Origin of the sequence: Apilactobacillus kunkeei (assembly GCF_001308195.1) — a bacterium.
Lineage (GTDB): Bacteria > Bacillota > Bacilli > Lactobacillales > Lactobacillaceae > Apilactobacillus > Apilactobacillus kunkeei_C.
This window is the reverse complement of the sequence record NZ_JXDF01000017.1, coordinates 304,895-326,481: the sequence shown is the minus strand read 5'-3', so window position 1 is coordinate 326,481 and position 21,587 is coordinate 304,895. Positions and strand designations below refer to the sequence as shown.

The following is a 21,587-nucleotide window of genomic DNA, read 5'->3' as shown; positions in this document are numbered from 1 at the left end:
CGGGATAGAGCAGTCTGGTAGCTCGTCGGGCTCATAACCCGGAGGTCGTTGGTTCAAATCCGGCTCCCGCAATTTTGGTTCGTTGGTCTAGTCGGTTTAGGACGCCTGCCTGTCACGCAGGAGGTCACGAGTTCGAGTCTCGTACGAACCGTAAATGAGATCGTCCTTGATGGATAATCTTTTTTTATTGTCATAATATTTATTATGACCCGTTGGTCAAGTGGTTTAAGACACTGCCCTTTCACGGCAGTAACATGGGTTCGAATCCCGTACGGGTCATCATTTATGGAGAATTACCCAAGTGGCTGAAGGGGGCGGTCTTGAAAACCGCTAGGTGGGTCAAACCACGCGAGAGTTCGAATCTCTCATTCTCCTTAACGTAGGAAACAAAGGATTGCATTAAATTGCAATCCTTTTTATTTGACTTCTTTCGTCTACAATTGTAGACTATAAAATGTTAAATAAATGAGTGGGGTGATACAGCTTTTGGAAAAGACTGATATTACGAAATCTGAATGGGAAGTAATGAGAATTGTTTGGACACTAGGAGAGACAACTAGTAGTCAATTGATTGATATCCTATCCAAGAAAATGGACTGGAGTTCATCAACAATCAAAACATTATTATCCCGTTTATGTGATAAAGAATTCTTAGGGATTAAGAAGGATGGTAGAAAAAACATTTATTATTCTGCCATTAAGGAACAAGCAGCATATGATATGTCTGTTAAGAGAGTATTTGAATCAATGTGTTGTATGCATTATGGAGAAACACTTCATGACGTTATTCAAAGCATTGAATTAAGCAAAAGAGATATCGATTCAATCATTGATGTCTTAAAGAAAAAAAGAGATACAGCACCAGAAGAGGTTCATTGTAAGTGCTTGGAAGAATAATCTATTTGGAGATGAGATAAATGTGCGAAAAAAAGCATGATATGAATGACGTAGAAAAACACAACGGAGAAATGGCTTGCTGCAAGCACCATGATCACAGCAACCCAGATCATAAGTGTGATATGCATCATGATGACATGAAGATGGAGGGTCATTCCCATTCTAATCATGAAAATATGAGTTGTTGCAGCCATGGTGGGGAACATGACCATTCTCATGGAGACCATCATTGCGATATGCACCACATGAATCATGATATGGGTAACATGGACCATGAACACAAGGGACATGACATGAATCACATGGACCACGAACATATGCACCATATGGATCACGATATGAGTGACATGAATCACGAACACATGGACCATGATATGAACCACATGGATCACAGCCACATGGGCCACGATATGGGTCACATGAACATGAGTGGCATGGGCTGCGGTATGGACATGGGCCATGGTGGCATGGACCACGGTAGCATGGGTCACATTCATATGGGAAACCTAAAATTGAAGTTTTGGATTTCATTGATTCTAACAATTCCAATTATTATCATGTCACCAATGATGGGAATGAAGATGCCTTTCCAAGTGACATTCCCTGGCTCTGATTTTGTTGTTCTAGTATTAGGAACTATCCTATTCATCTATGGTGGATACCCATTTTTTACTTCATGTATCAGTGAAATGAAGAGTAAGAAGCCGGGTATGATGTCACTAATTACAATGGGGATTTCTGTTGCTTATGTATACAGTGTTTATGCGGTGATTGCTAACGACATTTTAAAGGTAACACCAATGGTAAATGATTTCTTCTGGGAATTATCAACATTGATTGTCATCATGTTATTAGGTCACTGGATTGAAATGAATTCCGTAATGAACGCTGGTTCTGCTTTAAACAAACTAGCTGAATTATTACCTGACAATGCTCATTTAGTTCAATCAGATGGTCAAACTAAAGACGTATCAGTTCATGAATTATCAGAAGGTCAAACCATCTTAATTAAATCAGGTGAAAAAGTGCCCGCTGATGGAACAATTGTTGATGGTAGTACTGCTTTAAACGAATCATTAATTACTGGTGAATCAAGAGACGTTCAAAAGGGTGTCGATGATTCTGTTATTGGTGGATCAATTAACGGTAGTGGAACTATCAAGGTTAAGATTACTGGTACCGGTGAAAGTGGTTACTTATCAAAGGTTATGAACATGGTAAGTGAAGCACAAGCATCAAAATCAGAAGCAGAAGATTTAGCTAACAAAGTTGCTGGATATCTATTTTACGCTGCATTGATTGTTGCTGTCATCGCGTTTGTAACTTGGAGCATTTTAGATGGTGTTGCATACGCAATTCCAATTACTGTCAGTGTATTAATCATTGCTTGTCCACACGCCTTAGGTCTAGCTATTCCTTTAATCATTTCAAGAATGACTTCAATTTCTGCCACTCATGGATTATTGATTAGAAACAAGACCGCACTAGAAGGTATTAAACAAATTAGATACGCTTTAATGGATAAAACAGGTACTTTAACTCAAGGTGATTTCAAGGTTAATGCCTACGATAGTTTAGATTCAAACATCGACAAGAAGGATGTAATTAAGATTGCTGCGGCGATCGAAGCATCATCAAGTCATCCACTTGCGCAAGGAATTGTTCAAGCATTCAAGGATTTAAACGAATCGCCACTTCAGGCTGAAAACGTTGAAGAAATTGCTGGTTCAGGGATTAAGGGAACCGTTGATGGTAAGGAATACCAAGTTGTTTCAAGTTCATACTTAGACAAGAATGGTATTGATTACGATCAAAAGACTGCTGACAAGTATCTACAACAAGGTAACTCATTGAGTTATGTCGTCGAAAATGGCAAAGTTGTTGGATACATTGCTGAAGGTGATTCAATCAAGCCTGGTGCAAAGGACATGATTGATTTCTTAAACAGTCAAAACATTATCCCAGTTATGCTAACCGGTGATAACCAACAAGCTGCTGATAAGGTAGCAAGCATTTTAGGAATTAAGGAAGTTAACGCTCAATTAGTTCCTGAAGACAAACAAAAACTAGTTACTAAGTACCAAGAACAAGGTAAAGTTATGTTTATCGGTGATGGTGTCAATGATGCCCCTAGTCTTACTAAGGCTGATTTAGGTGTTGCCATCGGTTCAGGTACTGACGTTGCCATCGAATCCGCTGACGTTGTCTTAGTAAACAGTGATCCAGCAGATGTGATTAACTTGGTTAAACTTGCAAAACACGCTCGTACCAAGATGATTCAAAACCTATGGTGGGGTGCTGGATACAACATCATCGCATTACCACTTGCAGCCGGAGCACTTTCTTCAATTGGTATTATCATTGGACCAATGTTAGGTGCCGTGATTATGTCACTAAGTACAGTGATTGTTGCAATTAATGCTATGACATTAAAAATTAAGTAAATAAAAAAAAGCACTTGGATTAATTCCAAAGTGCTTTTTTATTATGCTCGTTTATAGTTTAATGACATTTCTGCTAGGTTCAAAAAGTCATTTCTCTTCTTCCAATTATTGAAGTCAAAGTAATTATGCCAAGTTGTCATTAAAACTGTTCTCTTACGGTTAACCGTTTCCTTTAAGATGACGAATGAAACCATGTTATCTAACTTCGAATCATTATCCATCTTTTCGATGCTGGCATCGAAGATTTTTTGGTCATCTTCTGATAGGTTGAAGTATGAATAATTTACGAACTCAAACTTTTCAGTAAAGTTATGATTCTTCAACACATCGAATGTAATTGGGTTTTTGAAAATATTATGATTCCCGGAAAAATCTACGATTTGATACTGATCGTCACCGTTTTTAAATAAACTTAATTTTACATTGGGATGTTGTTTTCTGATTTTGTTTAAAATTTGATTGCTACCAAATGTCATGCTGATTTGATTTTCCATTTTTACGCCTCCAAGATGATAAAAAAGATTTTACAAATCACATCTATATATTTACACTAAAGATAAATAAAAACAAGTAGAAGGTATGCAAAATGAAGGTTACTGTATTAGGATATTATGGTGGTTATCCAGATAATGGAATCGCCACAAGCGGATATTTAATTCAAACTGAAAAATTCAATCTATTATTGGACTGTGGAAGTGGGGTGCTATTGGAATTAGAAAAGCACTTAAACCCATACAACCTAGACGCGGTCTTATTATCTCACTACCACAGTGATCATATTGCGGACGTTGGGGTTTTACAACACTACTGGCAACTAGCACCTAATAAGCCAAAGGAAGGCCCTCTATCAATTTATGGCCACACTGAAGATGAAGAACACTTCGATGCTTTGAACTGGTTCGACGATACGGTTGCTAAACCATACCATGAAGATGATGTTTTAACCTTAGGTGACTTGGAAATTACATTTAAGAAAACACAACATCCTGTCGTTACATTTGCGATTAAGATTAAAGACAAGGCAACAAATCAAGTACTAGTTTACACAGGGGACACTAGATACTTTGAAGACTTAGCATCATTTTGTGAAGGTACTGACTTATTAATGACCGACACTAATTTCTATGATGACAAGGAAGGTCAAAAATGGCACATGACTTCTGAAGAAACCGGTAAATTAGCATTGGATGCTAAGGTTAACAACGTTTTAATCAGTCATTTACCACAATATGGTGACTTGGATGATTTAAAGAAACAAACTGAGATGGCAACAAATAATTCAGTAAACGTAATCTTACCAAAAACAGGGATGGTAATTGATTTAAAAGACGTTAAATCATTGAACTAACCGTTGATAATAGGTTAAAATGTAGTTATCAAATAACGAACGTGAGAAGAGGTGTCGATAATGAGAATGGAAAAAATTAATTCTGGAACAATCAAAGTAACAATCACTAATCAAGAATTAGATGAACGCGGAATTGATTTATTATCACTTTTAGGTGATGAAGATGGCATTGAATCTTTCTTATACTCAATCTTGGACGAAATCGATGTAGATGATGAATTCAAGAGTACAGGGGCAGTATCTTTCCAAGTATTGCCAAACAGTACAGGGTTAGACATGTTTATTAAGAATAAGAATGTTTTTGATAACCAAAACCAAATCAATAATAATGATGATGACCAATTAGAAGATGATAACGTCGACGATGAAATCGAAGACGACGAAAATGACAATGAAACCTATGATGGACCTGGCTCTGAAATGTTTACCGACACTGGTGAAGACAGAACCGACGAACAAAGAGCACAACTACCAAGTATGGGACACTTTAAGGACTATACTGATACCAAGAGTTTGTACTCATTGATTCGAGCCAAGGAAATGCTTGGTAAAATCCTTGACTTCAAGAGCGAAGATCACAAATATGATGACAAAACAAAAGAATTCATTGATAACATTCAATTGAATCTTTCAACTATGATTGATGCGCTTGAAAGAAGTGATGACTATGCTCATTACAAGCTAATGATGATTGCGACAATTAACCAAGCTAGAAGCGAACGTCAAGACTTGGATTCAACAAGCAAGCGTTCCAATAGTGACCCATTCAAGGATATGGTAAAAAATGCTAAGCAACCAAGCTTAGGCCACTTTAATCCACAACTTGAAAAGTGGGAAATGATTCTAAAGGTGAGCGACTTCGACAATGTTGTTAAACTAGCCGATGCAATTCATGGCATTCAAGATGTTGATTCAACATTGTACAAGGTCGGTTCATTCTACGTGGTTCAATTAACTACCACTAGAACTGAAAACGAAGTCGACTTCAAGCACTTTACTAGTGCTGTGAGTGAAGCCGTTGAATATGGAAACCAAATCAACGCTGTGGACTTCAAACACTACAACGACAAGAAAGTAATCATGGATCATCAAGCAATGACCCAAGTGAATAAATACTTTGGCTAATAAAAGGACTGGCAAATATGTCAGTCTTTTTTCGTATCTAATTTATTGGGTGATGAAAATGTTAATGGCATCTGATAAAGAAAAGTTAGTCAGTGCGAGTGCAGCTAAAGATAATCAAAAGTACTACTGTCCAATCTGCAAAGAAGAGTTAATTTTAAAACGCGGCAACATCAATGCGCCACACTTTGCGCACTTTAAGAATAGTCAGTGTGTGATTGCGATGGAAGACGGCGAGAGCAATGAACATTTAATGGGCAAAGAACAGCTCCTGAATTTTATTGATAAAAGAAATACACATGTGGAAAAGTATTTGCCCGAAATCAATCAACGTCCCGATTTGATGTATCAAAAACTAGCGTTTGAGTTTCAATGCAGCCCGATTTCACGGAAAAGATTGGAAGAACGCATCATGGGATACCATAAACTACATATGAAATCACTATGGATATTGGGGAGTAATTACAGAAAACGGTTTGGCAGCGATAGTGTGAATAAGTTTTATTACTATATCGATTCAATTGGTTTTACCATCTTTTTCTGGTTGATAAACGAACGCAAAATCGAGGTGCGTTACAACTGTCAGTACGTGTGTGGAAAACTACGATACCAAAGAGTCACGTTTGCTCGGTTGGATGAATTATTGAGGTTTATTCACAATCCCGGCATCATCGTTCAGTACAAAAGTAATATGCATGGCATGATTAGTCAGTTAACCAGGATTGAAAATCAACTCTTTTATCGGAATCAACAGATGCTAAAGTGGCAAAACGTTTGTTATAACCAGCATCATAATATTTCCGGATCGCCAATTATCTGTGATATTAAACAGGTGACCAGTCCAATCATGGGGAAGAACTTTTTGATATGGAAAATATTGATTGTTGCTGGCATCAAGGAACGCGCGAAATTAAGGGATGTGTTTGCGTTTGCAAATCAAATGGTCGGATTACAAACGAATTATCCACTTGTGCATAACGCCACTCAATATATTAAAGATGAGTTTAAATTGTTGATAATGCAGTTGATAACTAAACGAAAAATTCAAATTAAAAATGGTAGAGTCCACATAATCGACGAAATTAAGTGGTTTGACGATTACTATCAAAAATTAAATGAGCTAAGTACGCAAAATAACACTATTTTTTGATAAGATGGAGATAGCATATTTCAAAAGGCGGTGTTTTTATGAGTGAAGTAAAACAATTACCAAAGAGATCAGAAGTACCAGAAAAATTAACCTGGGACTTAACAACTATCTATAAGACAGATAATGACTTTGAAGCTGATTTCAAAGAATGCGTCAAAGAAGTCGAAGCTGTTGAAAAGTTAAAGATTGATCATTTTGATGCCAAAACACTTTTAAGTGATTTAAAAGCAATCGAAAAACTAGAACGTAAAGTTGAAAAATTATATGTGTACTCATCGTTGAAGAGTGATGCTGATACATCAAATTCAGAATACCAAAGCATGAATGCAAGATGTGCTGATTTAGCATCTAAAGCATCATCTGCACTAGCGTGGTTTGAACCGGCGGTTTTAAACATCAGTGAAGATGATCTAAAGAAGATGATAGCTGAAGAATCAGAACTAGCAGATTACACACACTACTTTGATGAACTATTCAGCCAAAAGGACCATATCTTAGATGCTGAACATGAAAAAATTCTATCAAGTTTAGGTAACATCTTTGATACCCCTTCAAACGTCTATGGTGTAATGACCAATTCCGACTTGAAGTTCCCAATTGTATCAGACGAAGACGGTAACAAGGTTGAACTATCAAACGGGGTCTACAGTAAGTTACTTGAATCCACAGACAGAAGTGTTCGTAAGGAAGCATTCCAACAGTTATACACAGTTTATAACCAATTCAAGAACACTTTAGCATCAACACTTTCTGGTGAAGTGAAGGTTCATAACTTTAGAGCTTCAATGCGTCACTTTAGCTCAGCTAAGGAAGCTGCATTGAGCAATAACCATATCGATGAAAAGGTATACCAACAACTAATTGATACTGTTAATAAGTACCTACCTTTATTACATCGCTACGTTAAACTAAGAAAGAAGCTACTTTCTTTAGATGAAATGCACATGTATGACTTATACACACCTTTATTTGGTAATTCACCAATCTCATACAACTTTGATGAAGCCAAGGAAGAATCAATTAAGGCATTATCAATCCTTGGGGATGATTACATTGATCATATCAAGGAAGAATTTAACAATCGTTGGATTGATGTAGTTGAAAACAAGGGGAAGAGAAGTGGGGCATACTCATCAGGAGTATACGACACTAACCCATACATCTTATTAAACTGGCAAGATAACCTTGATAACTTGTTTACACTTGTTCACGAATCAGGTCACAGTATGCACAGTTACTACACAACCCATAACCAACCATTCCAATATGGTGATTACTCAATCTTCTTAGCCGAAATCGCATCAACAACTAACGAAAATATCTTAACCGATTATCTTTTGAAGAATACCGATGATGTTGAAGTTAAAAAGTACGTATTAAATCACTTCCTAGATGGTTTCAAAGGAACTATATTCAGACAAACCCAATTTGCTGAATTTGAAGACTTTGCTCACCAACAAGAACAAGCGGGGAACCCACTAACAGCTAAGATGCTAAGTGATTTCTACTACAAGTTAAACCAACGCTATTATGGTGACGGAGTGGTATCTGATCCAGAAATCGCATACGAATGGGCCAGAATTCCGCACTTCTACATGAATTACTATGTATATCAATATGCTACTGGTTTTGCAGCCGCCATTGATTTATCAGATGGCATCTGTAAAAACGACCAAGAAGCAATTGATAAGTACATCGGTTACCTAAAATCAGGTAGTTCTGATTATCCATTAAACGTAATGAAAAAAGCTGGTATCGACATGACTAATGCTGATTACCTAGAAAATGCATTCAAGGTCTTTGAAGAAAGATTAAATGAATTAGAATCATTAATTTAATAACAAAAAAGCTTCCAACTTTTCGTTGGAAGCTTTTTTATTTTAGAACACGAAGGTGTTTCATTTTAGTTTCTTTTAGACTGCTTTCGCTTAATGCATCCTTTAAGTATTCGGGAGTTAAGTTCTTATCACAGCAGGCATTGAATAATGTTGAATATTCAATGTCATCAGTTAAAATACCATCATCGTTTCCTTCACAGTTGAAGATAACAGCTGAAGCTGGTTTTTCAATCTTCATGTTTTGGACCAAATCTTGGTCTTTTTTGATTGATTTCTTAGCAAGGTTTGAACGACGATCTTCCTTAAACATTTCAACATCTAGACCGCATTTCTTAGCAATTTCAATTGCCATTTCGTCTGAGTAGATGTAACCTTCAGTCAATAGTTTATCCTGAATCGCTGTTAAGAACTTACGTCCTTTTTTCATACCTTGGAATAAGGCAGCCTTATAATCTAAGACAACGTTTCTGTATAAGGCAGAAAGTTCTTCAGAAGATAATCGCTTTTTAAGTTGATTATTTGAGTTGCAGAAGTCGGTTTGGACAACCTTTAGATTGTAAATCGGAATGAACTGCAACTTAAATTTTGAATCAACGTCTTCAGAAATCTGTAAAACGGTATTTTCTGAATTCCTGCATGCTTTACACAATGGATCTATAAACAGAAATAGTTCAAACACTTTTATCCCTCCATTAAGATTTTTGTTTCGTTCTATGAATTCCATTAAATAGAATACCAAATACACCGGTAAATACAACCATTTCGCTCATAAACGGTAAAAAATTGTTTGCTTTTTTACTTCTTGAATAGTGTGGTAAAATAATGTAGTAAATTAGGTTTAACAAGGAGGTTAGCCTAGTGATAAAAAACTGGAGTGACTTTTTATTTCCATACGAACAAGCCGTAGGTGAATTAAAGGTCAAATTAAGAGGAATTCGTAAAGAATTCATTCAATCGGATAAAAGAAGTCCGATTGAGTTTGTTACTGGTCGAGTCAAACCAATCGACAGTATTAAAGAAAAAATGAAACGCCGCTATGTATCAGAAGATCGTTTATCTCAAGATATGGAAGATATTGCGGGACTTAGAATTATGTGTCCATTTGTCGATGACATTTACGTTGTTGTCGATATTCTTAGAAGAAGAAGCGATATTAATATCTTGGAAGAACGTGATTATGTTAATCGTGAAAAAGCTAGTGGATATCGTTCATACCATATTGTTTTTGAGTATCCAATCGAATTAGTCGGTGGAGAAAAGAAAATTTTAGCCGAAATTCAGGTAAGAACACTTGCCATGAATTTCTGGGCAACAGTAGAACATTCCCTAAATTACAAGTACAATGGTGAATTCCCAGAAGAATTGAAGAAGCGTCTTCAACAATCTGCGGAAACAGCATTCAAGTTGGATGAAGGGATGTCTGAAATCAGAGATGAGTTAATTGAAACTCAAGAAGATGGAACCAAAAATGAACATAATAGGGATGAATAGTTATGAAGGTTGCAATTTATAGTAACGACGGATTTACATCCAAAGAGGTTGCTACACAATTAAAAGAAAAAATTGATGCGTCTGAAAAACTTGAATACGATGGATTAAATCCGCAAATTGTGATTTCCGTTGGGGGAGACGGAACACTTTTGTCAGCTTTTCATCATTATCGCGATGCAATTAGCAAGATTCGCTTTGTGGGAATCCATACTGGCCACCTTGGTTTTTACACCGACTGGCGTGACTACGAAGTAAAAGAACTAGTCGACAGTTTGGAAGATGATAATGGTCAAAGTGTTAGCTATCCATTGCTATCAATCAAGGTTCAATACACCGATGGTGGACCAGATGATAGTTTCGTTGCGCTAAATGAATCTACCTTAAAACGCATTAACGGAACAATGGTTACCGATATTTACATCAAGGGTGAATTTTTTGAAAAGTTTAGAGGGGATGGCCTTTGTGTCTCCACACCAACCGGGTCTACCGCTTATAACAAGTCAGTTGGTGGGGCAATCATTAATCCTCAACTAAACGCCATTCAAGTATCTGAAATGGCATCAATCAATAACCGTGTCTTTAGGACATTGGGTTCACCTGTAATTGTGCCACCTGATGAAACAATCACAATTGTTCCTGATTCACCAAAGCACAACATTTTAACATGTGACCAGTTATTGATTTCTGATCGTCCAATTAAATCAATTTCATATTCCATCTGTAACGATAGAATTTACTTCGCTCAATATCGTCACACCCATTTCTGGAAACGTGTAAGCAATTCATTCATCGGAGTTCACGAGGATGACTAGTTTCACCTGGTCCAATCAACAGGACAGTCCCATCCGATTAAGAACGTTCTTACGCCAAAATGGTATTTCGCGTACACTATTGAAACAGATTAAATTCGAAGGCGGCAAAATTGTAGTCAACGGAACCGAAGAGAAGGTCAATTATATGTTGGCTCAAGGCGACGAGGTAACCATCACGTTACCACCCGAACCAGCTAACGATATTATTGCGGTATCAAATCTACCAATCAATATTTTGTATGAAGATGATCACTTCTTGGTTGCTGATAAACCAGCTCACGTGGCATGTCTACCATCTCATTTATATAAAAATGATACGATTGCTAATCGAGTGAAGGGATACTTTCTAAGACATGATTACGACAATCAAAAGATTCATATCGTGAATCGATTAGACATGGACACCAGCGGGATTATCATTTTCGCCAAGCATCACTTTGCGCATTCTGTATTAGATAAGCAAATGCAACACCATCAAATTGAAAAGATGTATGTTGCAATTGTGGAAAATCCATTGAATGATAAGCATCTAGAAATTAACCTACCGATTGATCGAAAACCCGGTTCGTTTATTAAAAGATGTGTGATGGATGGGGGAAAACCTTCCAAGACGGAGGCATGGGTGGTACAAAATACACCTAGTCATTCATTGGTGAAGATTAAGCTACATTCGGGTCGAACCCACCAAATCAGGGTTCACTTCGAGGCAATCGGCCACCCATTAATTGGGGATTGGCTTTACAATCCTGACAACCATGAATTGGATCGTCAGGCACTACATTGCTACAAAATGAAATTTTATAATCCGTTTACACAACAAGACGTAGTCTGTGAATCAAAAATTCCTACGGACATGTCGTCAATTATTCAAGGCTTCTAATATCTTGATATTAGGGTCTTTTTTTAGTTCCTGTAAATGAAGACTTTACGAATATGATATACTTATATATTGAATTGGATAAGGATGATTTAGATATGAAAAAAATCGAAATTGCAAAGCAATTTTTAAAACAAAATATCGATTTATTTAGATGCCCAGTATGTAAAGAATCATTTATTAAGCAAGTTGATAATTCAATCGTTTGTCCTAACAACCACTCATTGGATATTTCCAAAAAGGGAACTATTCAATTTATTAACCATAAGGTGAATACAGAATATGATGGGGATATGTTAGAATCAAGACGAAGAATTATGCAGGCTGGTTTCTTCGATGGCATTTTACACAAGATTAATGAACTAATCGATGCTGGGCATAAGAACATCGTTGACATCGGTAGTGGTGAAGGAACACCGCTAAGACGTTTGGAAGACTTAAGAAAGAACGTGGATAGTGCAATTGGTTTTGACATTTCTAAACCAGGGGTCAACCTATCAACCAGTGAATTAAGCGACCAAATGTTTTTCTGTGTTGCTGATTTGGCGAACCTTCCATTTAATGATCAAAGTATTGATATTATTATGGATTTATTTTCCCCATCAGCTTACAAGGAATTTAATCGAATTATTGCACCAAAGGGTCACTTGATTAAGATAGTGCCAAACTCACATTACCTATATGAATTAAGACAAAAACTTTATGGTAATGATAGCGAAAATAGTAGCTATGATAACCAAAAGGTTGTCGATTTATTTATGGATCATTATCCAAATGCGAAGAAATACGATGTGAAATATACCGTTGAGTTACCAAAAGAGTTAACTCACGATTTAATGATTATGACACCACTTCATTGGGGCCATAATGCGAAAGATTTAACACAAGCAGAGGTTGAATCACTAACATCAATCACGGTTGATGTATCAATATTAGATAATCAGTTTTAAAGCGAGGAAAAATTATGACTAACCATATTGTTTTATTTGAACCATTAATGCCAGCTAACACTGGTAACATTGCAAGAACATGTGCCGGTACCGACACTGTTTTGGACTTAATTAAACCACTAGGATTCTCAGTTGATGATAAGCATCTAAAAAGAGCGGGATTAGACTACTGGGACAAGGTTGATATTAACTATCACGAAAGCCTACCAGCATTCATGAACACACTAGGCGAAAAGGACAAACTTTACTTAGTATCTAAGTTTGCTAACCACGACTACACAGATCGTGATTACACAAACGATGACTACAACTATTACTTCATGTTTGGTAAGGAAACCACCGGATTACCTGAAATGTTCATGCGTGATAATGAAGAAAAGGCAATCAGAATTCCACAAGACGATACTCACATTCGTGCGTTGAACCTATCAAACACATGTGCCATCGTTATTTACGAAGCATTAAGACAACAATCATTTCCAAACCTTGAAAGAACACATAAATACGAATACGACAAACTAAAATAAATGATAAGGGGTAATCAATTTGGCAAAGAGAAAAACAAGCGCGCGTAAAAAGAAAAAAACAACCACCAATGCCAAATTATTTAATATCGATAGCAAGTATCAAAATCATATTATTGGATTTATTATGATTTTGGTTAGTGCATTCAGTCTATTTAAATTGGGCTTTTTAGGAATCACTTTTGATAATATCGTTAGATTCTTTATCGGGGATAGTAGTCCATTTGGATTGTTGATTGCATTAGTTGTTGGTTTTATTTACCTAATTAAGGGGCCTAAGCTTGAATACAATAAGCGTTGGATAATTGGTGGAACCATCTTTTACCTTGGTTTAACACTGTTCTTATCAGCATTATTGTTTTCAAACAGTAGCGACAATGCCTTTATATCAAAGACACTATCTTTAATTAGCCAAGATTTCATTCATCTAACCGATGCTTCATCAGTTGGTGGTGGAATGATTGGGGCATGCTTATTAGTAGTATTTGATTTCTTGGTTTCAATTTTGGGATCAGAAATTCTATCAATCATTATGATGATTGTCGGATTAATCGTATTCTTTAACGTTCCAATGAACAAAGTCATGGATAACGTTAGAAAGTACTCTGAAGAATCATCACAAAAGATTGGTTCTGCGATTGAAGAACGTAAGCAACGCCGTTTAGAAGAAAAAGAGGCTAACCAAGAAGACGATGAACCGAGTGAAGACGTTAATTCAATGTCTAGGGTTCAAAGAAGAAAGAACCCAGCTGCTTCCGAGGAAAAGCCTAAGATTAAGCTTTCAGGTTGGATGGATAACGAACCTGAAAAACCAGAGCTAAAGAGTAAGCCAGAAGCTAATCTGGATCGTTCCGACTTCAAGTCAGCAGATGACTACAATCAAGATACAAGAAATAAACCAAAGCTATCTGAAATTATCAACGGACACACCGAAAATGATAGTAAGGGAATCGATATTAAGGATATAGATGATTCAAACTATCAATTGCCACCAATTGGTTTATTATCCGATGTGGCTAGAAGTGACCAAAAAGATGAATTTAAAAATATCGACCACAATACAACCGTATTGAAGAAGACATTGAACAGTTTTGGTGTTGATGCCGAAATTAAGAATGTTAACTTGGGACCTTCAGTTACCGAATATGAATTACACCCAGCAATTGGTGTTAAGGTTAGCAAGATTGTTAACCTAGCAGACGACTTGGCCTTGGCCTTAGCAGCTAAGGACATTCGTATTGAAGCACCAATTCCTGGTAAATCATTAATCGGGATTGAAGTACCAAACAAGAAGGTCGCAATGGTGTCATTTAAGGATGTTGTCAAAACATCACAACAATCCAAGCATGGATTATTGACAGTGCCATTGGGAAGAAACGTTAGTGGGGATGTTATTACAACCGACCTAACTAAGTTGCCTCATCTATTAATCGCTGGTTCAACCGGTAGTGGTAAGTCCGTTGCCATCAACGGAATCATTACTAGCATTTTAATGAATGCTAAACCAAGTGAAGTTAAGATGATGCTAATTGATCCTAAGAAGGTTGAATTAGGAATTTACAATGGGATTCCACACTTGTTATCACCAGTTGTTTCAGAACCTAAGAAGGCGGCAAGAGCCCTTAACAAGGTTGTTGCAGAAATGGAACACAGATATGACTTGTTTGCTAAGCATAATCAAAGAAAGATTAGTACTTTTAATGAATATGTAAAAGGGATGACCGAAGAAGAACGTGGCGATTTAAAACCACTTCCATACATCGTAGTTGTTGTTGATGAATTGGCTGACTTGATGATGACTGTTTCAAATGACGTTGAAGGTGCCATCATTAGATTGGCTCAAATGGGACGTGCTGCTGGAATTCACATGATTTTGGCAACCCAACGTCCATCAGTTGACGTTATTACCGGTCTAATTAAGTCTAACGTGCCATCTAGAATTGCTTTTGCCGTTTCAAGTGGGATTGATTCTAGAACCATCCTAGATACTAATGGTGCCGAAAAACTATTAGGTCGTGGTGATATGTTATATCTACCAATCGATAAGAATAAGCCAAGCCGTGTGCAAGGTGCATTTATATCTGATCAAGATGTTGAAAATGTGGTAGATTATATTAAAGAACAACAACCTGCCGAATATGACGACGATATGATTGTTACGGATGAAGAAATCAAGGTCGACGAAGAAAACGAAGACCAAGACGACTTATTCGATGATGCATTAGCATTTGTTGTAAAAGAACAAAAGGCAAGTACATCATTATTACAACGTAACTTTAGAATTGGTTATAATCGTGCAGCTAGAATTATTGATGACTTAGAACAACGTGGTTACATTGGCCCTCAGGAAGGAAGTAAACCAAGAGAGGTTTATAAACAACCTGATAATGACTAAAAAAATGGAACCCATCATTTTGATAGGTTCCATTTTTTATTAGTTTTCAAATAGTTGGAAGGCAGCACCTAGTACTAAACCACCAACAGTTGAGATAATCATTAACCAAACAAAGATCATGGTAATGATGTGAAATCTAGATTTCTTTTTCTTAGCCATTATTAACACCACTTTCCGCAATTAATAATATATTTTAAAGTTTACAGTTCATCAGCGAATAATGCAAACTAATTCATATTGAGGTGATTGTTATTTCTCCGTTTGGATTTTTGACCATGGTATTAGTTCAGGTGGTATTCTTATTCCTATTTTCCTTACTGTTCAATATCGTCAAAAAAATTATTAGCAAACTTTATAAGATTTCGATTAGAGCGAGTGATTTCTTTCCAATTATCATGAGCTATTATATCTACCAATTATCATTGGATAAACACGATCAATCGTTCTTACCATATGTATGGTTAGGACTTGTTATCATTGGGATTACATACGCAATCTACTACTTGTTTACACGTAGTAATGCCAAAGTGGGGATTTTTTACAAATTCTTGTGGAGATTTTCAGTAATTTACTTTTTTGTGGTCTGGTCCTCCACCATTTTGATAATTGCAGCAAAAACGCTTTAAACCCTTGAGCTACCAACGTTGGTAGCTCTTTTTTTATTGTCTAAAATTAGTGGATTTTAATCTAAATGTGGTGAAAATTAGTACATATTGGAAGAAATTTAATAATAAGGTGGTACGAAGTGGTGGATAGTGGTAAAATCAAGGTAATATAAATTGGAAGGAGTGAAGAAGCGTGTTAATGGGTGAATATGAACATTCAATAGATTCAAAAGGGCGCTTGATCATTCCTTCCAAGATTAGATCAGAAATAGGTGCGAACTTCATCATCACACGTGGGCTTGATGGATGTTTATTCGGATATCCTATGGATGAATGGAAAAAGGTTCAAGAAAAGATTAACCAACTTCCTGTAAGCAAGAAGTCAGCAAGATACTTTTCACGTTTTCTATTCTCAGCCGCCGACGAAAGTAAGGTTGATAGCCAAGGAAGAATTAACATTCCAGATACATTGATTAACTACGCTGGTATCGAAAAGAAATGTGTGATTGTGGGGGTTTCCACAAGAATTGAAATCTGGAGCAAGGAAAAGTGGGACGAATTCTCAGCTACTGCTGGTGAAGAGTTTGACGACATTGCTGAAGACTTAATTGATTTTTAGAAAAGAAGGTGACTAATTATGACGGAATTTCATCATGAAACTGTACTACTTAAAGAAGCAGTTGACGGATTAAATATTAAACCCGATGGTATTTACATTGACTGTACCCTCGGTGGGGGAGGCCACAGTGCCCGAATTTTGTCACAATTAACATCTGGCCATCTTTATTCATTCGATCAAGATGAAGTGGCAATCGAATATAACAAAACTAACCTCAAGCAATACATAGATGAAGATAAGGTTACCTTTGTTAGAAGCAACTTTAGATACATTCAAGAAGAAATGAACAAATTAGGAATTCAATCTGTTGATGGAATTCTGTATGACTTAGGAGTTTCATCTCCACAGTTTGATGACGCAAGCAGAGGTTTTAGTTATCAACATGATGCACGATTAGATATGCGAATGGATCAGAGAAATCCATTAGACGCATGGAAAATCGTCAATGAATGGCCATACGAAAAATTAGTGAAGATTTTCTTCCGTTATGGAGAAGAAAAATTTTCTAAGCAAGTTGCAAGAGCGATTGAAAGGAACCGAGAAAACCATTCAATCGACACAACCGAACAACTTGTTGATGTCATTAAGGAAGGTATTCCAGCCGCGGCAAGACGTCACGGTGGTCATCCTGCCAAGAAAGTCTTTCAGGCATTGAGAATTGCCGTGAACGACGAACTGGGTGCTTTGGAAGAATCATTGGAAAAGGGAATCGATTTAATTGATGTAAACGGAAGAGTGAGCGTCATTACTTTCCAATCATTAGAAGATCGATTAGTTAAGACGATGTTTAAGGAAAAGACCACGATTGAAGATTTACCAAGTGGTTTACCAATCATTCCAGATAACATGAAACCAGACTACAAACTAATTAATAGAAAACCAATACTACCGAGTGATGACGAATTGAGAGATAATCATCGTTCGCATAGTGCAAAATTGAGAGTTATTGAGAGAATTAATAAATAATAGAGAGAAGAGTTAATCTGATGGCACAAAATAATCTAGCTAATAGCGTATACGCTACCCCTGGTTATTACTCCGCAGGGGAACAACAAAAACAACAAAATCCAGAAGTGAAATCAAATGTAAGACTTGGATTGTCAAAATTTGAAAAAACTGTTGTAATATTAGGATGTTCACTTGTATTCTTTTTAATGGTTGGTCTAGTTGGTGAAAAGATTGCACTAGGTAACCACGCCACAGAACTTCAAGTAACAACTAATTTATTAGGCAAGGTTAAAGATGATAACAGTACACTAAAGCAAGAAGTAAGTGAACTTCAAAGCGGAAATCGTCTACAAAAAATTGCTAAACAAGCCGATTTATCTTTGTCCAATAAAAACGTAAGGAATGTTAGCAAATGAATAAATTAAATAATCGGAACAAACAAAAAAAACGCCGAGAAAACCGTAGCCGCTATGGACAATTTTTACTATTGCTATGTCTAGGCGTTTTTTTGTGTATGGTATTGAGATTTACATATGTATCAGTATTTAAAAACGTTGGTGGATACAACTTAAGCGAAATGGCGAAGAGTTTGTACACTCAAAGCAACGTGATTTCTGCTAAACGTGGAACTATTTACGATGCGAACGGTCAACCGCTTGCTGAAGATACTAACGTTTATACAATGTATGCCATCTTGAATAAGAAACAAGTTGGTTTGGATAACAAGCCAATGTACATCACTGATAAGGAAAAAGCTGCCAAAGCAATTTCTTCAGTGTTACCAATTTCTTATAAGCAAGCATTAAAGGATCTAAATCCTAGTACCAATGCATTCCAAGTTGAATTTGGTTCAGCCGGTACTAATATTTCATTAACTCAAAAGCAAAAACTAGATTCATACCACATCTCAGGTTTGAACTTCTTACAACAACCATCAAGACTATATCCAAACGGTGTCTTTGCTTCTCACATCATTGGATATGCGTCTGCTAACTCAAACTCTAGCGATAGTAAAGTTTCACTAACTGGTCAAATGGGAATCGAAAAGGTATATAACGAATTATTGACTGGGAAGAACGGATACAAGACCACTCAACTAAACAACGCAGGTGTTGAAGTTGATAATGGTGAAAGTGTTAATAAGCCAGCTAAGAATGGTGACGACGTCTACACTACTTTAGACTATCGTCTTCAATCATTACTAGAAACTGAAATGACCAGTGTTTACAACCAAGTTCATCCAAAGACAATGAATGCCGTCTTGATGAACGCCAAAACTGGTGACATTTTAGCTGCTACTCAACGTCCTACATTTAACGCTACTACTAAGCAGGGACTAAGTAGCATCTGGCGTAACACATTGATTCAAGATTCATACGAACCTGGTTCAACAATGAAGATTTTCACTGTTGCATCCTCAATTAACAGTGGTCACTATAACGGAAATGCCACATATCATTCTGGTAAATACCTAGTTGATGGTAAGGTTGTTCCTGACTGGAATACTAGCGGTTGGGGTGACATTACCTATAACAAAGGTTTCGCATTATCAAGTAACGTTGCCATGGCCCACCTTGAACAACAAATGGGTGCCAAGACTTGGCGAAACTACATGAACCGTTTCCAATTCTTTACTTCAACTAACTTAGGTTTCCCTGGCGAAGAAACTGGAAGCGTTCAATTTAACTACCCAATCGAACAAGCTAATACAGCGTTTGGACAAGGTATCCAAGTTAATGCAATGCAAATGATGAGGGCATTAACTTCAATCGCTAACGGTGGTACAATGTTACAACCAAGACTTGTTACAAAGATTGTGGATCCAAAGACCAAGAAGGTTATTAAATCATATCCAAAGAAGGTAGTTGGTCATCCAATTACCGCAAGTACAGCAAAACAAGTTATTCAACATATGGAAGATGTTGTTTATAAATCATACGGTATTGGTGGAGCATACAAGATTCCAGGCTACAAGATTGCCGCAAAGACTGGTACTGCCCAAGTCAGTGATGGTAAGTCTGGATACGAATCTGGTGACGACAGTTACCTATACTCAGTTGCCGGAATTGCACCAGCAAATAATCCAAAATACATTTTATATATAACAATGAAACAACCTCATTTAACTGGAACTAAGACAGCTTCACAATTAATGGCCGAAATCTTTAACCCAGTAATGAGATTAGCATTGGAAGAAAACGTAAATGCTGAAAATGAAAATAGTCTAAAGGTTCCAAGCATTACTGGCAAATCAACCAGTGAAGCTAAGGCAGAACTAAAAGCTGCCGGTTTGAAATACTCAATTATTGGTGACGGGGATAAAGTATTAGATCAATCAATTGATGCCAACGAAAAAGTTTCAAAGAATCGATTGGTAATCGTTCAAACCAATGGTAGTAAGACTATGGCTAACCTAAAGGGCTGGTCTAGATATGATGTTGCGACATACTGTCGAATGGCAGGTATTGGTGCCGAACTTGACGGTGACGGTTATGCCTATAAGCAATCCGTCAAACCAGGGGCAAGTCTAGACGGTGGAACCAAGGTAACCATAAAATTTAAATAGGGGATTGAAATCAGGATGTTTATGAATATTGTTTTACCAATCATAATTAGTTTTTTAATTACATTAATCTTTATGCCATCTCTAATTGGCTACTTCAGAAGAAAGCATGAAGGCCAAATGATTAGAGAAGAAGGACCAAAGTGGCATGAAAAGAAATCAGGAACACCTACAATGGGTGGTCTTCTTTTCATCATCGCAATCATTATTGCGTCACTAATTAGTGGTGGGGTTGCTCACATGATGAACCCAACACTACTAATCCTATTGTTCATCCTAGTATTGTATGGATTATTAGGAATGTGGGACGATAGTATCAAGCTATTTAGACGTCAAAATGAAGGTCTAAAAGCATGGCAAAAACTAGCGGGTCAAATCGTGGGTGGACTAATCTTCACTTTTGTTTATGCGCACCACTTCCCACTAGCATTAAAGATTCCATTTATGGGTGATTTACACCTTGGTTGGTTCTACGCAATTTTCATCATCTTCTACCTAACTGGTTTCTCAAACGCAGTTAACTTAACTGATGGTTTAGATGGTTTAGTTAGTGGATTATCAATCATTGCCTTCTTAGCTTATGCAGTTGTTGCATTAGTTCAACACCAAATGGATGTTGCAATCTTTTGTTTAGCTGTAGTTGGTGCATTATGTGCATTTATGGTATTCAACCACAAGCCAGCTAAGATTTTCATGGGAGACATGGGATCATTAGCACTTGGAGGTTCGTTAGCTGCCGTATCAATTCTGGTTCATCATGAACTTTCATTAATTTGGATTGGTTTCATGTTTGTATTGGAAACATTGAGTGTAATGATTCAAGTTACATCATTCAAACTTACTGGTAAGAGAGTGTTCTTAATGTCACCAATCCATCACCATTTTGAAATGTTAGGTTGGTCAGAATGGAAGATTGATATTGTCTTCTGGGCTGCAGGTGCTATTTTGGCAATTACCGGAGTTTTATCAATTATTTTATAATAATATTTTTGGGAGCATGAATT

General features: G+C 36.8%; 21 protein-coding genes and 4 tRNA genes. 22 read left to right on the top strand and 3 right to left on the bottom strand.

Annotation, left to right across the window (positions count from 1 at the left end):
- The 6 genes from RZ78_RS04755 to RZ78_RS04730 all read left to right on the top strand — a co-directional run bounded on the left by RZ78_RS04755 (position 1) and on the right by RZ78_RS04730 (position 3,341).
- Positions 1–72: transfer RNA gene (locus RZ78_RS04755), tRNA-Met, on the top strand.
- Between the two features lie 4 nt (positions 73–76).
- Positions 77–151 (top strand) — tRNA-Asp (locus RZ78_RS04750).
- Between the two features lie 55 nt (positions 152–206).
- Positions 207–279, top strand: a tRNA-Glu gene (locus RZ78_RS04745).
- A gap of 8 nt (positions 280–287) precedes the next feature.
- Positions 288–375: transfer RNA gene (locus tag RZ78_RS04740), tRNA-Ser, on the top strand.
- Positions 376–486: 111 nt separating this feature from the next.
- Positions 487–897, top strand: a complete 411-nt coding sequence (locus RZ78_RS04735; protein ID WP_054608280.1) for a CopY/TcrY family copper transport repressor — start codon at positions 487–489, stop codon at positions 895–897.
- Positions 898–1,244: 347 nt separating this feature from the next.
- A complete protein-coding gene (locus RZ78_RS04730) occupies positions 1,245–3,341 on the top strand; it encodes a heavy metal translocating P-type ATPase (protein WP_054608291.1) in 2,097 nt (698 codons plus the stop codon).
- Between the two features lie 41 nt (positions 3,342–3,382).
- On the opposite strand, the gene RZ78_RS04725 is transcribed toward RZ78_RS04730, so the two are convergent.
- A complete protein-coding gene (locus RZ78_RS04725) occupies positions 3,383–3,835 on the bottom strand; it encodes a hypothetical protein (protein WP_054608279.1) in 453 nt (150 codons plus the stop codon).
- A 92-nt stretch (positions 3,836–3,927) separates the two neighbouring features.
- Between RZ78_RS04725 and RZ78_RS04720 the strand changes: the two genes are divergently transcribed.
- The 4 genes from RZ78_RS04720 to pepF all read left to right on the top strand — a co-directional run bounded on the left by RZ78_RS04720 (position 3,928) and on the right by pepF (position 8,799).
- On the top strand, positions 3,928–4,689 hold the full coding sequence (locus tag RZ78_RS04720) for an MBL fold metallo-hydrolase (RefSeq protein ID WP_054608278.1): 762 nt from the start codon (positions 3,928–3,930) through the stop codon (positions 4,687–4,689).
- Between the two features lie 60 nt (positions 4,690–4,749).
- The gene (locus RZ78_RS04715) at positions 4,750–5,814 is read left to right on the top strand and encodes an adaptor protein MecA (RefSeq protein ID WP_054608277.1); all 1,065 of its coding nucleotides are present in this window, start codon (positions 4,750–4,752) and stop codon (positions 5,812–5,814) included.
- Between the two features lie 64 nt (positions 5,815–5,878).
- The gene (locus RZ78_RS04710; protein ID WP_191978841.1) at positions 5,879–6,961 is read left to right on the top strand and encodes a competence protein CoiA; all 1,083 of its coding nucleotides are present in this window, start codon (positions 5,879–5,881) and stop codon (positions 6,959–6,961) included.
- A gap of 38 nt (positions 6,962–6,999) precedes the next feature.
- Complete coding sequence (pepF, locus tag RZ78_RS04705) at positions 7,000–8,799, top strand: oligoendopeptidase F (protein WP_054608275.1); 1,800 nt, start codon at positions 7,000–7,002, stop codon at positions 8,797–8,799.
- A 37-nt stretch (positions 8,800–8,836) separates the two neighbouring features.
- Here the strand turns inward: pepF and RZ78_RS04700 are convergent, their stop codons facing one another.
- Complete coding sequence (locus RZ78_RS04700; protein ID WP_051592213.1) at positions 8,837–9,478, bottom strand: DsbA family protein; 642 nt, start codon at positions 9,476–9,478, stop codon at positions 8,837–8,839.
- Between the two features lie 179 nt (positions 9,479–9,657).
- Between RZ78_RS04700 and RZ78_RS04695 the strand changes: the two genes are divergently transcribed.
- From RZ78_RS04695 to RZ78_RS04670, 6 genes are all read left to right on the top strand, one after another.
- Complete coding sequence (locus tag RZ78_RS04695; protein ID WP_053791884.1) at positions 9,658–10,290, top strand: GTP pyrophosphokinase; 633 nt, start codon at positions 9,658–9,660, stop codon at positions 10,288–10,290.
- 2 nt (positions 10,291–10,292) lie between these two features.
- On the top strand, positions 10,293–11,102 hold the full coding sequence (locus RZ78_RS04690; protein ID WP_054608274.1) for an NAD kinase: 810 nt from the start codon (positions 10,293–10,295) through the stop codon (positions 11,100–11,102).
- Positions 11,095–11,982, top strand: coding sequence for an RluA family pseudouridine synthase (locus tag RZ78_RS04685; protein ID WP_054608273.1), 888 nt, complete (start codon positions 11,095–11,097; stop codon positions 11,980–11,982). Before RZ78_RS04690 ends, RZ78_RS04685 begins: the two co-directional genes overlap by 8 nt.
- A gap of 95 nt (positions 11,983–12,077) precedes the next feature.
- Positions 12,078–12,929: a methyltransferase domain-containing protein gene (locus RZ78_RS04680; protein WP_054608272.1), complete on the top strand. Its 852-nt coding sequence runs from the start codon at positions 12,078–12,080 to the stop codon at positions 12,927–12,929.
- A 14-nt stretch (positions 12,930–12,943) separates the two neighbouring features.
- Positions 12,944–13,456: a tRNA (cytidine(34)-2'-O)-methyltransferase gene (locus tag RZ78_RS04675; protein WP_054608271.1), complete on the top strand. Its 513-nt coding sequence runs from the start codon at positions 12,944–12,946 to the stop codon at positions 13,454–13,456.
- 19 nt (positions 13,457–13,475) lie between these two features.
- The gene (locus tag RZ78_RS04670; RefSeq protein ID WP_054608270.1) at positions 13,476–15,848 is read left to right on the top strand and encodes a DNA translocase FtsK; all 2,373 of its coding nucleotides are present in this window, start codon (positions 13,476–13,478) and stop codon (positions 15,846–15,848) included.
- Positions 15,849–15,887: 39 nt separating this feature from the next.
- Here the strand turns inward: RZ78_RS04670 and RZ78_RS07450 are convergent, their stop codons facing one another.
- Positions 15,888–16,007 (bottom strand): DUF4044 domain-containing protein, encoded by a 120-nt coding sequence (locus tag RZ78_RS07450; protein WP_081006904.1) that lies wholly within the window; start codon positions 16,005–16,007, stop codon positions 15,888–15,890.
- A gap of 116 nt (positions 16,008–16,123) precedes the next feature.
- Here RZ78_RS07450 and RZ78_RS07610 point away from each other — a divergent pair, with 116 nt between their 5' ends.
- From RZ78_RS07610 to mraY, 6 genes are all read left to right on the top strand, one after another.
- Positions 16,124–16,474: a DUF3397 family protein gene (locus tag RZ78_RS07610; protein ID WP_081006903.1), complete on the top strand. Its 351-nt coding sequence runs from the start codon at positions 16,124–16,126 to the stop codon at positions 16,472–16,474.
- A gap of 172 nt (positions 16,475–16,646) precedes the next feature.
- Positions 16,647–17,072, top strand: coding sequence for a division/cell wall cluster transcriptional repressor MraZ (gene mraZ / locus RZ78_RS04665; RefSeq protein ID WP_034531808.1), 426 nt, complete (start codon positions 16,647–16,649; stop codon positions 17,070–17,072).
- 18 nt (positions 17,073–17,090) lie between these two features.
- Positions 17,091–18,038, top strand: a complete 948-nt coding sequence (rsmH, locus tag RZ78_RS04660; RefSeq protein WP_054608269.1) for a 16S rRNA (cytosine(1402)-N(4))-methyltransferase RsmH — start codon at positions 17,091–17,093, stop codon at positions 18,036–18,038.
- Between the two features lie 20 nt (positions 18,039–18,058).
- On the top strand, positions 18,059–18,436 hold the full coding sequence (locus tag RZ78_RS04655; RefSeq protein WP_041152401.1) for a hypothetical protein: 378 nt from the start codon (positions 18,059–18,061) through the stop codon (positions 18,434–18,436).
- Positions 18,433–20,586 (top strand): penicillin-binding transpeptidase domain-containing protein, encoded by a 2,154-nt coding sequence (locus RZ78_RS04650; protein ID WP_054608268.1) that lies wholly within the window; start codon positions 18,433–18,435, stop codon positions 20,584–20,586. Before RZ78_RS04655 ends, RZ78_RS04650 begins: the two co-directional genes overlap by 4 nt.
- A gap of 21 nt (positions 20,587–20,607) precedes the next feature.
- On the top strand, positions 20,608–21,564 hold the full coding sequence (gene mraY / locus RZ78_RS04645) for a phospho-N-acetylmuramoyl-pentapeptide-transferase (protein ID WP_054608290.1): 957 nt from the start codon (positions 20,608–20,610) through the stop codon (positions 21,562–21,564).
- Positions 21,565–21,587 lie beyond the last annotated feature (23 nt).

What these genes read in the sequence shown, in the direction of transcription:
- RZ78_RS04730 (WP_054608291.1), top strand. Translation starts at nt 1,245, where the DNA reads ATGAATCACGAACACATGGACCATGATATGAACCACATGGATCACAGC.
- RZ78_RS04725 (WP_054608279.1), bottom strand. Translation starts at nt 3,835, where the DNA reads ATGGAAAATCAAATCAGCATGACATTTGGTAGCAATCAAATTTTAAAC.
- RZ78_RS04720 (WP_054608278.1), top strand. Translation starts at nt 3,928, where the DNA reads ATGAAGGTTACTGTATTAGGATATTATGGTGGTTATCCAGATAATGGA.
- RZ78_RS04715 (WP_054608277.1), top strand. Translation starts at nt 4,750, where the DNA reads ATGAGAATGGAAAAAATTAATTCTGGAACAATCAAAGTAACAATCACT.
- RZ78_RS04710 (WP_191978841.1), top strand. Translation starts at nt 5,879, where the DNA reads ATGGCATCTGATAAAGAAAAGTTAGTCAGTGCGAGTGCAGCTAAAGAT.
- pepF (WP_054608275.1), top strand. Translation starts at nt 7,000, where the DNA reads ATGAGTGAAGTAAAACAATTACCAAAGAGATCAGAAGTACCAGAAAAA.
- RZ78_RS04690 (WP_054608274.1), top strand. Translation starts at nt 10,293, where the DNA reads ATGAAGGTTGCAATTTATAGTAACGACGGATTTACATCCAAAGAGGTT.
- RZ78_RS04685 (WP_054608273.1), top strand. Translation starts at nt 11,095, where the DNA reads ATGACTAGTTTCACCTGGTCCAATCAACAGGACAGTCCCATCCGATTA.
- RZ78_RS04680 (WP_054608272.1), top strand. Translation starts at nt 12,078, where the DNA reads ATGAAAAAAATCGAAATTGCAAAGCAATTTTTAAAACAAAATATCGAT.
- RZ78_RS04675 (WP_054608271.1), top strand. Translation starts at nt 12,944, where the DNA reads ATGACTAACCATATTGTTTTATTTGAACCATTAATGCCAGCTAACACT.
- RZ78_RS07450 (WP_081006904.1), bottom strand. Translation starts at nt 16,007, where the DNA reads ATGGCTAAGAAAAAGAAATCTAGATTTCACATCATTACCATGATCTTT.
- RZ78_RS07610 (WP_081006903.1), top strand. Translation starts at nt 16,124, where the DNA reads ATGGTATTAGTTCAGGTGGTATTCTTATTCCTATTTTCCTTACTGTTC.
- rsmH (WP_054608269.1), top strand. Translation starts at nt 17,091, where the DNA reads ATGACGGAATTTCATCATGAAACTGTACTACTTAAAGAAGCAGTTGAC.
- RZ78_RS04655 (WP_041152401.1), top strand. Translation starts at nt 18,059, where the DNA reads ATGGCACAAAATAATCTAGCTAATAGCGTATACGCTACCCCTGGTTAT.
- RZ78_RS04650 (WP_054608268.1), top strand. Translation starts at nt 18,433, where the DNA reads ATGAATAAATTAAATAATCGGAACAAACAAAAAAAACGCCGAGAAAAC.
- mraY (WP_054608290.1), top strand. Translation starts at nt 20,608, where the DNA reads ATGAATATTGTTTTACCAATCATAATTAGTTTTTTAATTACATTAATC.